General features: G+C 54.9%; 11 protein-coding genes. All 11 read left to right on the top strand.

Features of this window, described 5'->3' with window-relative positions; genetic code table 11:
• Positions 1-8: 8 nt before the first annotated feature.
• The 11 genes from yjjG (at position 9) to deoD (ending at position 11,871) form a co-directional block, all read left to right on the top strand.
• Positions 9-686: a pyrimidine 5'-nucleotidase gene (yjjG, locus tag JT31_RS09070; protein WP_038475801.1), complete on the top strand. Its 678-nt coding sequence runs from the start codon at positions 9-11 to the stop codon at positions 684-686.
• 100 nt (positions 687-786) lie between these two features.
• Positions 787-2,376 carry a peptide chain release factor 3 gene (gene prfC, locus JT31_RS09065; protein WP_038475798.1) on the top strand — a complete coding sequence of 530 codons (1,590 nt, stop codon included), beginning with the start codon at positions 787-789 and terminating at the stop codon, positions 2,374-2,376.
• 315 nt (positions 2,377-2,691) lie between these two features.
• A complete protein-coding gene (osmY, locus tag JT31_RS09060) occupies positions 2,692-3,303 on the top strand; it encodes a molecular chaperone OsmY (RefSeq protein ID WP_038475795.1) in 612 nt (203 codons plus the stop codon).
• A 133-nt stretch (positions 3,304-3,436) separates the two neighbouring features.
• Complete coding sequence (locus tag JT31_RS23065; protein WP_032299797.1) at positions 3,437-3,598, top strand: DUF1328 domain-containing protein; 162 nt, start codon at positions 3,437-3,439, stop codon at positions 3,596-3,598.
• A 293-nt stretch (positions 3,599-3,891) separates the two neighbouring features.
• Positions 3,892-4,965 carry a patatin-like phospholipase family protein gene (locus JT31_RS09055; protein ID WP_038475792.1) on the top strand — a complete coding sequence of 358 codons (1,074 nt, stop codon included), beginning with the start codon at positions 3,892-3,894 and terminating at the stop codon, positions 4,963-4,965.
• On the top strand, positions 4,962-5,738 hold the full coding sequence (locus tag JT31_RS09050; RefSeq protein ID WP_038475789.1) for a TatD family hydrolase: 777 nt from the start codon (positions 4,962-4,964) through the stop codon (positions 5,736-5,738). Before JT31_RS09055 ends, JT31_RS09050 begins: the two co-directional genes overlap by 4 nt.
• A gap of 170 nt (positions 5,739-5,908) precedes the next feature.
• Positions 5,909-7,186 (top strand): NupC/NupG family nucleoside CNT transporter, encoded by a 1,278-nt coding sequence (locus tag JT31_RS09045; protein ID WP_038475786.1) that lies wholly within the window; start codon positions 5,909-5,911, stop codon positions 7,184-7,186.
• 345 nt (positions 7,187-7,531) lie between these two features.
• Positions 7,532-8,311, top strand: coding sequence for a deoxyribose-phosphate aldolase (gene deoC / locus JT31_RS09040; protein WP_038475784.1), 780 nt, complete (start codon positions 7,532-7,534; stop codon positions 8,309-8,311).
• A gap of 182 nt (positions 8,312-8,493) precedes the next feature.
• Complete coding sequence (gene deoA / locus JT31_RS09035; RefSeq protein ID WP_038475781.1) at positions 8,494-9,816, top strand: thymidine phosphorylase; 1,323 nt, start codon at positions 8,494-8,496, stop codon at positions 9,814-9,816.
• A 52-nt stretch (positions 9,817-9,868) separates the two neighbouring features.
• A complete protein-coding gene (deoB, locus tag JT31_RS09030) occupies positions 9,869-11,092 on the top strand; it encodes a phosphopentomutase (RefSeq protein ID WP_038475778.1) in 1,224 nt (407 codons plus the stop codon).
• Between the two features lie 59 nt (positions 11,093-11,151).
• Complete coding sequence (deoD, locus tag JT31_RS09025) at positions 11,152-11,871, top strand: purine-nucleoside phosphorylase (protein ID WP_008460099.1); 720 nt, start codon at positions 11,152-11,154, stop codon at positions 11,869-11,871.
• Positions 11,872-11,922: the final 51 nt, after the last annotated feature.

Here is an 11,922-nt window from a genome sequence, read left to right as displayed (position 1 = left end):
GTGTGTGGATGAACTGGGACTGGATTTTATTTGATGCGGACGAAACGCTGTTTACTTTTGACGCGTTTGGCGGTTTACAGCGGATGTTTCTCGACTATAGCGTGACCTTTACCGCAGATGATTTCCAGGAATACCAGGCGGTGAACAAGCCGCTGTGGGTGGATTACCAGAACGGCGCGATTACCGCGCTTCAGCTTCAGCTCAGGCGTTTTGAGGACTGGGCCGAGCGGCTTAGTGTTCCGTCGGCTGAACTTAACACCGCCTTTTTATCCGCGATGGCGGAAATTTGCTCCCCGCTGCCGGGGGCCGTTTCTTTGCTTAATGCGCTGAAGGGTAAGGCTAAACTCGGCATTATCACCAACGGCTTCACCGCGCTGCAGCAAATCCGCCTGGAGCGTACCGGCCTGCGAGACTATTTCGACCTGCTGGTTATTTCCGAGCAGGTGGGCGTGGCAAAACCCGATCGCCGTATTTTCGACTATACCTTTGAGCAGATGAATCAGCCTTCGCGTGACCGCGTATTAATGGTGGGCGACACCGCGGAATCCGACATTCTTGGCGGCATTAACGCCGGGATAGCAACCTGCTGGCTTAACGCCCACGGACGCACCGCGCCGGAAGGGATAGAACCGACCTGGCAGGTCACCTCGTTAAGTGAACTGGAGCAACTGCTGTGTAAGCCATGATTGTTGATTGTTAAACCCGCAATGATGGGTAAAATAGCCGCCAAATAACGTTCACTCGGCGCGTGGCTCAAGGCCGTGCGCACTTAAAGAAGATGTAATTATGACTTTGTCTCCTTATTTGCAAGAGGTGGCGAAACGCCGCACTTTTGCCATTATCTCCCACCCGGATGCCGGTAAAACGACCATCACCGAAAAGGTTCTGCTGTTTGGACAGGCGATTCAGACCGCCGGGACGGTAAAAGGCCGTGGCTCAAGCCAGCACGCTAAATCCGACTGGATGGAGATGGAAAAACAGCGTGGGATCTCGATCACCACCTCGGTGATGCAGTTCCCGTACCGCGACAGCCTGGTTAACCTGCTGGATACCCCAGGGCACGAGGACTTCTCCGAAGATACCTACCGTACCCTGACCGCCGTTGACTGCTGCCTGATGGTTATCGACGCCGCGAAAGGTGTAGAAGATCGTACCCGCAAGCTGATGGAAGTGACCCGCCTGCGCGATACGCCGATCATCACCTTTATGAACAAGCTCGACCGTGACATCCGCGACCCGATGGAAGTGCTGGATGAGGTTGAGCGCGAGCTGAAGATTGGCTGTGCGCCAATCACCTGGCCAATTGGCTGCGGCAAGCTGTTCAAAGGGGTTTATCATCTTTATAAAGATGAAACCTACCTCTACCAAACCGGTAAAGGCCACACCATTCAGGAAGTACGCATCGTGAAAGGGTTGAATAACCCGGAACTCGACGCTGCCGTGGGTGAAGATCTCGCTCTGCAGCTGCGTGACGAACTGGAGCTGGTGCTGGGTGCTTCTAACGAATTCGATCACGAGCTGTTCCTGGCCGGTGAGATAACGCCAGTGTTCTTCGGGACTGCGCTGGGTAACTTCGGCGTAGACCATATGCTGGATGGCCTGGTGGACTGGGCTCCGGCGCCCATGCCGCGTAAAACCGACACGCGTCTGGTTGAAGCTGATGACGAGAAGTTCACCGGCTTTGTCTTTAAGATTCAGGCCAACATGGACCCGAAACACCGTGACCGCGTGGCCTTTATGCGCGTCGTTTCCGGCAAATATGAAAAAGGCATGAAGCTGCGCCAGGTGCGTATTGGTAAAGACGTCATTATTTCTGACGCGCTGACCTTTATGGCCGGTGACCGTTCCCACGTGGAAGAGGCTTACCCTGGCGACATCATCGGCCTGCATAACCACGGCACGATTCAGATAGGCGACACCTTCACCCAGGGTGAGATGATGAAGTTCACCGGTATTCCGAACTTCGCCCCAGAGCTGTTCCGCCGCATTCGCCTGCGCGATCCGCTCAAGCAGAAGCAGCTGCTTAAAGGCCTGGTTCAGCTTTCTGAAGAAGGTGCGGTGCAGGTGTTCCGTCCTATTGCCAACAACGATCTTATCGTTGGTGCGGTCGGGGTTCTGCAGTTCGACGTGGTCGTTGCTCGCCTGAAAAGCGAATATAACGTGGAAGCGATTTACGAATCGGTGAACGTGGCGACGGCGCGTTGGGTTGAAGGGAATGACGTGAAGAAGTTTGAAGAATTCAAACGTAAAAACGAAATTCAGCTGGCGCTGGATGGCGGGGATAACCTGACCTACATCGCGCCAACGATGGTGAACCTGAACATTACTCAGGAACGTTATCCTGACGTTACCTTCCGTAAAACCCGCGAGCACTAATTGCCTGACAGAACGCGGCGTTCGCCGCGTTCTTTTCACTTTCCCTGTCTTTTGAATCCCTTGCGGAATCCTCTTAATTTCACGCTAATCCTGCGTTATCGCTGCTTTTTCCATCACTTCGCCATGCAGTTTTAAGATTGTGATCTATATTTAACAAAGCGATGACAATTTTATTGGACGAAAGCTCCGGGAATTAATCATTTCCTGGTGTCTTGTTAGCGTTTCCCCGGTCATCTCAATATTAACAGCTGATTTTTTTCGGCTTACGGGAAACGAGAAAGCTCAAATGATGAGCAAACCTACAGGAATTAATCGATGACTACGACTAAGATTTCAAAAACTCTGCTGGCGGTTGTGTTGGGCTCAGTACTGGCAAGCACCAGTGCCTTTGCCGAAGACACTATGCTCAATAAAACGGAGTCTACCGCCGATAGCGCAGGGAAAAAAATCGATAGCTCTATGACTAAAGTCGGTAATTTCATGGACGACAGCGGCATCACAGCGAAAGTTAAAGCAGCACTTGTAGACGACAAAAATATTAAAAGCACCGACATTTCGGTGAAAACCGAAAACAAAGTGGTCACCCTGAGCGGTTTTGTTGAGAGTCAGGCTCAGGCCGAGCAGGCCGTTGCCACGGCGAAAAAAGTGGAAGGTGTGACCTCGGTTAGCGACAAACTTCATGTCCGTGACGCTAAAGAGCAGTCGGTGAAAGGCTATGCCGGTGATGCGGCAACGACCAGCGAGATCAAAGCGAAATTACTGGCCGACAGCATTGTGCCTTCCCGTCACGTAAAAGTGGAAACCACCGATGGGGTGGTTCAGCTGTCCGGTGAAGTGAAGTCCAGCGCCCAGTCCGAGAAGGCTGAAAGCATTGCCAAATCGGTTGAAGGCGTGAAAAGCGTTAAAAACGATCTGAAAGTGAAGTAACGGCAGCACCCGAAACGTCTTCCCCGGTTAGCCCGGGAGACGATAAGTACCACCATTACACATTATCGCCTGCGGGTTAGCCATCCGGCGCCCGTGAAGAAGCGATAAGATTCACTATGGTTAAGGAGAGTCTATGTTTCGTTGGGGCATTATTTTTCTGGTTATTGCGTTGATCGCTGCGGCCCTGGGCTTCGGTGGTCTGGCTGGTACCGCTGCAGGTGCTGCAAAAATCGTCTTTATAGTCGGTATCATTCTGTTCCTGGTCAGCCTGTTTATGGGACGCAAACGTCCTTAGCGACGCTCATTAAGTAACATACCGATACAAAAGAAAAGCCAGTCCTCGTGACTGGCTTTATACTGGCGACAACGCTCTGTCGATAGAAAAGAAATACCAGACGGCTCGTTAAAAAAAACAGGAAAATCAATTCATTGATTTTCGGCTGCTCACCACAAAGAGGGAAAAATCACGCTTTTTCCCTCTTTGTCGGCAACCATAAGCCAGTCCTCGTGACTGGCTTTCGCCGTTTTACTTAGCGCGCTATGGGTATAGGGTAGAAACTCACAACAACAGAAATTCAGGAAAGCAGGGTGGGACATCGTATACCCGTTACGCTCGGCAATATTGCGCCGCTGGCGATCAAACCTTTTCGTCCTGGAAAACTCGCTCTGATTTGTGAAGGGGGCGGGCAGCGCGGGATCTTTACGGCCGGGGTTCTGGACGAATTTATGCGTGCGGAATTCAACCCCTTTGATCTGTTCTTTGGCACCTCTGCCGGTGCACAGAACCTTTCTGCCTATGTCTGTAACCAGCCGGGGTATGCGCGCCGCGTGATTACGCGTTTTACCACGACAAGGGATTTCTTTAACCCGCTACGCTTTGCGCGTGGAGGGCACCTGATCGACCTCGACTGGCTGATAGAGTCCACCTCCACGAGGCTGCCGCTTTCGATGTCCAGCGCGGACCCGCTTTTTGAGCAAGGAAAAGAGTTCTTTATGTGCGCCTGCCGCAGCGATGACTATGCGGCGAATTACTTTTCACCGACTGCGGATACGTGGCTAAATTTACTGAAAGCCTCAAGCGCTATTCCGGGCTTCTACCGCGCTGGCGTGGAGATTGACGGCGTCAGCTATCAGGACGGGGGCATAAGCGATGCGGTGCCGGTGCGGGAAGCCGCTAATCGCGGGGCTGACACGCTGGTGGTCATTCGCACCGTGCCTTCACAGATGTACTACACGCCGCAGTGGTTCAAACGCATGGAACGCTGGCTCGGTGACAGCAGCCTGCAGCCGCTTTTGAATCTGGTGCAGCATCACGAAGAGAGCTATCGTGATATCCAGAGTTTTATTGAGAAACCGCCCGGCAAGCTGCGAATTTTTGAGATTTACCCGCCGAAGGCGCTGCTGAGTAGCGCGCTCGGAAGCCGCCTGCCCTCGCTGACGGCAGATTACCAAACGGGCCGCCTGTGCGGGCGTTATTTCCTCGCCACCATCGGCAAGCTGCTGGTCGCGAAGCCACCGTTAAGGCGGCATTTGCCGCGTGTGAATACGCCGGGGCCATTGGTCATTCCTCCGGCGGCGGCGGCAAACGAATCCCTGGTCAAACCGATTGGCTCAGGCCTGCAGGCAAATGATGCCGCGTTTGATAATGAGGATCTTGCGTGAGTTTTACGTTCTACGACACCCATTGCCACTTTGATTTCCCCCCGTTTACCGGTGATGAAGCCCACAGCCTCGAGCTTGCCGCCGAGGCCGGGGTTCGTAAAATCATTGTGCCCGCAGTAGAAGCAGGGCGTTTCGATCGCGTACTTGCGCTGGCGCAGAACTACCCGGCGCTTTATGCCGCCATCGGCCTGCATCCGATAGTGATTGAAAAACATGATGAAGTCGGGCTGGCGGCGCTGGAGGAGCGTCTGCGGCAAAAACCGGAGAAGCTGATCGCGATCGGCGAAATTGGGCTGGATCTTTATCGCGAGGATCCGCAGTTCGACAGACAGGAATTTATCCTCGACGAGCAGCTAAAGCTGGCGAAGCGCTACGATCTCCCTGTGCTGCTACATTCTCGCCGTACCCATGACAAGCTGGCGCTGCACCTGAAACGCCACAATTTACCGAGAACCGGCGTGGTTCACGGTTTTGCCGGTAGTCTGCAGCAAGCTGAGCGCTTCATAGCGATGGGGTACCGCATCGGGGTAGGTGGCACTATCACCTATCCGCGAGCCAGCAAAACCCGGGATGTGATGGCCCGCCTGCCGCTTTCATCGCTGCTGCTGGAAACGGACGCGCCTGATATGCCACTTAACGGCTGGCAGGGGCAGCCAAACCGCCCCGAACGTGTGGCAAAAGTCTTCGAATCCTTGTGTGAACTCCGACCGGAGCCGCCTGAAATCATCGCTAACGCCTTGAAAAAAAACGCAGACGAATTATTCGCTTTCTAATTAGCTGCCTGAAAGCGTGATGTTAGTCACCTTGCTGTGTAAATGTTTCTATATATTTCCTCCTGTACGTGATTGCTCCCGCACTTTTCACCCCCCTGTGGTTATAATCCGCGCGCTAAAAAGCGGGCTGGCAAAGCCCGAATCTTCCAGTTGATACACAGGGATACTGTATGCAAATACTCATGGGATTGGTCGGCATGGCCTCGCTGATGCTGATCGCCGTTTTACTGTCCAGCAACCGTAAAGCGATCAACCTGCGTACCGTCATTGGCGCGTGGCTGATTCAAATCGGCATCGGGGCGCTGATCCTTTACGTACCCGTCGGGCGTAAAGTTCTGCTCGCGATGTCAGAAGGGGTGGCTAACGTCATCGCCTACGGCAATTCAGGGATTTCCTTCCTGTTTGGCGGGCTGGTTTCTGACAAAATGTTTGAAGTCTTCGGCGGCGGCGGCTTTATTTTCGCGCTGCGCGTCCTGCCGATCATCGTCTTCTTCTCCTCGCTTATCGCCGTGCTTTACTACCTGGGCGTAATGCAGCTGGTGATCCGCGTGCTTGGCGGCGGCCTGCGCAAGGTACTGAAAACGTCACGGACCGAATCGCTGTCGGCGACGGCGAACATTTTCGTCGGCCAAACCGAAGCGCCGCTGGTGGTACGCCCTTATATCGCCACCATGACCCGCTCTGAGCTGTTTGCCGTGATGTGCGGGGGCCTGGCCTCTGTTGCAGGCTCCGTGCTGGCGGGTTATGCGCAAATGGGCGTGCCGCTGGAATACCTGATCGCCGCGTCCTTTATGGCCGCGCCGGGCGGGCTGCTGTTTGCCAAGATCATGCTGCCTGAGACGGAAACTCCGAACGACACGCCGGAGCTGGAGTCGATGAAAAACGATCCGGATCGCCCGGCTAACGTGCTGGACGCGGCGGCGTCTGGCGCAGCCTCCGGGATGCAGCTGGCGCTGAACGTGGGGGCGATGCTGCTGGCGTTTGTTGCGCTGATTGCCCTGCTGAACGGGATGCTTTCCGGGATTGGCGGCTGGTTCAACTATCCACAGCTTTCTCTGGAGCTGATGCTCGGCTGGGTGTTCTCTCCGGTGGCCTGGCTGATTGGCGTGCCGTGGAGCGAAGCCAACGTGGCTGGATCGTTTATCGGTCAGAAGCTTATCATCAACGAGTTTGTCGCCTACCTGAACTTTGGCGCTTACCTGAAAGATGACGCCGAGGTTGCGGCGGCGGGCCTGCAGGTACTTTCTGGTCACACCAAGGCGATTATCTCCTTCGCGCTATGTGGATTTGCTAACCTTTCTTCTATCGCCATCCTGATTGGCGGCCTGGGCAGCATGGCACCAGCCCGTCGGCATGATGTGGCCCAGCTGGGCATGAAGGCCGTGGCGGCGGGGACGCTGTCTAACCTGATGAGCGCCACCATCGCCGGGCTTTTCCTGGCGCTGTAAGGTGCAATAAAAATGTTATAATAATAACATTGCATGGTAACCAATGGCTGGCGCCCTGCCGGCCATTTTCTTGCGGTCTGGCGCAATTTAGCGCGTTATTTTGTTTCTTTAATCACATATACTCTCTGAAAGCTTGCAATTCACTCTTTGGCTTTTGTGAGGCGAGACACAAAATTGCATCGGTAGTGGGTGTTAGAATTCTAACATTGCAACCGGCAATGTGCGGTGAGAAGGATCTCAACGTGAGGGTGACCGAGGTGACCACTCTTCTTCAAGGAACCAAGTCCGCTCCAACGTGTTGAGTTTCCGGGCCGGAGACTTTTTTACCTTTTGTTGGAGAGCGTTATGACCGATTTAACCCAAAGCAGCCTGCGTGCGCTGAAACTGATGGATCTGACTACCCTGAACGACGATGACACTAACGAGAAAGTCATCGCTCTGTGCCATCAGGCAAAAACCCCAGTCGGTAACACAGCTGCGATTTGTATCTACCCGCGCTTTATCCCAATCGCCCGCAAGACCCTCAAAGAGCAGGGCACGCCGGACATCCGCATTGCGACCGTGACTAACTTCCCGCACGGTAACGACGATATCGACATCGCGCTGGCAGAAACCCGCGCCGCTATCGCCTACGGCGCTGACGAAGTGGACGTAGTTTTCCCTTACCGTGCGCTGATTGCCGGTAATGAGCAGGTTGGCTTTGGCCTGGTGAAAGCGTGTAAAGACGCCTGTGCCAGCGCTAACGTGCTGCTGAAAGTGATCATCGAAACCGGCGAGCTGAAAACCGAAGAACTGATCCGCAAAGCTTCTGCTATCGCCATTAAAGCGGGCGCAGACTTCATCAAAACCTCTACCGGTAAAGTGCCGGTTAACGCGACCCCTGAAAGCGCCCGCATCATGATGGAAGTGATCCGCGATATGGGCGTGGAAAAAAACGTGGGCTTCAAACCGGCCGGTGGCGTTCGCTCCGCTGAAGATGCCGCGCAGTTCCTGGCTATCGCGGACGATCTGTTCGGTGCCGACTGGGCCGACTCCCGCCACTACCGCTTCGGGGCTTCCAGCCTGTTGGCCAGCCTGCTGAAAGCGCTGGGCCACGGGGATGGTAAAAGCGCCAGCAGCTACTAATTACTCGTCATACTTCAAGCCGCAGGTGCGTAAGCTGCACTCCCTCACCCCAGTCACTTACTTCAGTAAGCTCCTGGGGATGAGCTCTTTTGCTGCCTTCCTGCGACTCGAATTATCTAGAGTAATCTTTAATTGCGGCGGGTTTTCCGCCGCTCCTTACCCGCATTTCCCAGGGGGTTGCCGTGTTTCTCGCACAAGAAATTATTCGTAAAAAACGTGATGGCCTAGTACTGAGCGACGAAGAGATTCGTTTCTTTATCAACGGCATTCGCGACAACACCGTCTCTGAAGGGCAAATTGCTGCTCTGGCGATGACCATTTTCTTCCACGACATGACCATGCCGGAAAGGGTCTCGCTGACGATGGCGATGCGGGATTCCGGTACCGTGCTGGACTGGAAAAGCCTTAATCTCAACGGCCCGATTGTGGATAAACACTCCACAGGCGGCGTGGGTGACGTGACCTCGCTGATGCTCGGCCCTATGGTGGCAGCCTGTGGCGGTTATGTACCTATGATTTCAGGCCGCGGCCTGGGACACACCGGCGGGACGCTGGATAAGCTGGAGGCGATTCCGGGTTTTGATATCTTCCCGGACGATAACCGCTTCCGCGACATTATTAAGGACGTCGGCGTGGCCATCATCGGCCAGACCAGCTCTCTGGCACCGGCGGACAAACGTTTCTATGCTACCCGTGACATTACCGCGACGGTGGACTCTATTCCTCTTATTACCGCTTCAATCCTGGCGAAGAAACTGGCCGAAGGGTTGGATGCGCTGGTGATGGATGTGAAGGTAGGCAGCGGCGCATTTATGCCGACCTACGAGCTTTCAGAGCAGCTGGCCGAAGCTATCGTTGGCGTTGCCAACGGCGCTGGCGTGAAGACTACCGCCTTGCTGACGGACATGAATCAGGTGCTGGCTTCCAGCGCGGGTAACGCCGTGGAAGTCCGTGAAGCGGTGCAGTTCCTGACCGGTGAATACCGCAACCCACGTCTGTTCGACGTCACGATGGCGCTGTGCGTGGAAATGCTAATTTCCGGCAAGCTTGCCAAAGACGATACGGAAGCTCGCGCGAAGCTTCAGTCCGTGCTGGATAACGGTAAAGCGGCTGAGGTGTTTGGCCGGATGGTTGCCGCGCAGAAAGGCCCGAGCGACTTTGTTGAAAACTATGCGAAGTACCTGCCAACGGCGATGCTGAGCAAGGCGGTATATGCCGAAGCGTCCGGTTTTGTCTCGGCGATGGATACCCGCGCGCTGGGCATGGCGGTGGTGTCGATGGGCGGCGGTCGTCGTCAGGCCTCCGATACTATCGATTACAGCGTCGGCTTTACCGATATGGCCCGTCTGGGTGAATCTATCGACGCTGAGCGCCCGCTGGCCGTTATCCATGCGAAAGACGAAGCCAGCTGGCAGGAAGCGGCGAAGGCGGTGAAAGCGGCAATCAGGATTGACGAAAAAGCACCGCTGGAAACACCAACGGTCTATCGTCGAATCACCGAATAACGGTATACTGATCTGATCCCTATTTTATAGAGCACAAGGTACGGAGAATAATATGAAACGTGCGTTTATTATGGTGCTGGACTCGTTCGGCATCGGTGCTACCGAAGACGCTGAGCGCTTCGGAGATGTCGGCTCTGATACTTTCGGTCACATCGCGGAAGCTTGCGCCAAAGGCGAAGCTGACAAAGGCCGTAAAGGGCCTCTGACCCTGCCTAACCTGACTCGTCTTGGCCTGGTTAAAGCCCACGAGGGCTCTACCGGGAAAGTTGCCGCAGGCATGGACCCTAACGCAGAAGTTATCGGTGCGTACGCCTGGGCACATGAGCTTTCCTCCGGCAAAGACACCCCGTCTGGCCACTGGGAAATCGCCGGCGTGCCGGTGCTGTTTGACTGGGGCTACTTCAGCGACCACGAAAACAGCTTCCCGCAGGAGCTGCTGGACAAACTGGTCAAGCGTGCCAATCTGCCGGGCTACCTCGGTAACTGCCACTCTTCCGGGACCGTGATTCTGGACGAACTGGGCGAAGAGCACATGAAAACCGGGAAACCGATTTTCTACACCTCCGCTGACTCCGTGTTCCAGATTGCCTGCCACGAAGAAACCTACGGCCTGGATAAGCTTTATGAGCTATGCGAAATCGCGCGTGAAGAGCTGACCGAAGGCGGCTACAACATTGGCCGCGTTATCGCTCGTCCGTTTGTTGGCGATAAAGCTGGCAACTTCCAGCGTACCGGCAACCGTCACGATTTAGCCGTTGAGCCGCCTGCCGCAACCGTGCTGCAGAAATTGGTTGATGAGAAGCAGGGCCAGGTGGTTTCCGTGGGTAAAATTGCGGACATCTACGCCAACTGCGGTATCACCAAAAAAGTGAAGGCAACCGGCCTGGACGCGCTGTTTGACGCGACCATCAAAGAGATGAAAGAAGCCGGTGACGAGACTATCGTTTTCACCAACTTCGTTGACTTCGACTCCTCCTGGGGCCACCGTCGCGATGTGGCAGGCTACGCGGGCGGCCTTGAGCTGTTCGATCGTCGTTTGCCAGAGCTGATGTCGCTGCTGAAAGAGGACGATATTCTGATCCTCACCGCGGACCACGGCTGTGACCCGACCTGGCAAGGTACCGACCACACTCGCGAACACATTCCGGTGCTGATCTACGGCCCGAAAGTGAAAGCCGGTTCTCTGGGGCATCGCGAAACCTTCGCGGACATCGGCCAGACGGTAGCGAAGTACTTCGGTCTTTCCGACATGGACTACGGCAAAAACATGCTGTGATCCCTTTGGGCGGGCGTTTGCCCGCCTGATTGCTAACTTTTTAAATCAAGGAATACACAATGGCTACGCCACACATTAATGCGGAAATGGGCGATTTCGCTGACGTAGTACTGATGCCGGGTGACCCGCTGCGCGCTAAGCACATCGCGGAAACCTTCCTGGAAGACGTGCGTGAAGTGAACAACGTGCGCGGCATGCTCGGTTTCACCGGGACTTACAAAGGCCGTAAGATCTCCGTGATGGGCCACGGCATGGGCATTCCATCCTGCTCTATCTACGCTAAAGAGCTGATCACCGACTTCGGCGTGAAGAAAATCATTCGCGTAGGCTCCTGCGGCGCGGTACGTGCAGACGTTAAGCTGCGCGACGTGGTTATCGGCATGGGCGCGTGTACTGACTCCAAAGTAAACCGTCTGCGCTTCAAGGATCACGACTTTGCGGCTATCGCGGACTTCGATATGGTTCGTAACGCGGTTGACGCGGCTAAAGCGCTGGGCGTTGACGCTCGCGTGGGCAACATCTTCTCTGCAGACCTGTTCTACACGCCAGATCCGTCCATGTTCGACGTGATGGAAAAATACGGTATCCTGGGCGTGGAAATGGAAGCGGCCGGAATCTACGGCGTTGCCGCGGAGTTCGGTGCTAAAGCGCTGACCATCTGTACCGTGTCTGACCACATCCGTACTCACGAGCAGACCACCGCCGCTGAGCGTCAGACCACCTTCAACGACATGATCAAAATTGCTCTGGAATCCGTCCTGCTGGGCGACAAAGAGTAAGTTTTTCTTCTCGTTTTAAAGGCGCCTGAGGGCGCCTTTTTTATGTCTGGT

Source organism: Cedecea neteri (assembly GCF_000757825.1).
Lineage (GTDB): Bacteria > Pseudomonadota > Gammaproteobacteria > Enterobacterales > Enterobacteriaceae > Cedecea > Cedecea selenatireducens.
Note: the sequence above shows the minus strand (reverse complement) of the source record. Positions and strands in the feature narration are given on the sequence as shown.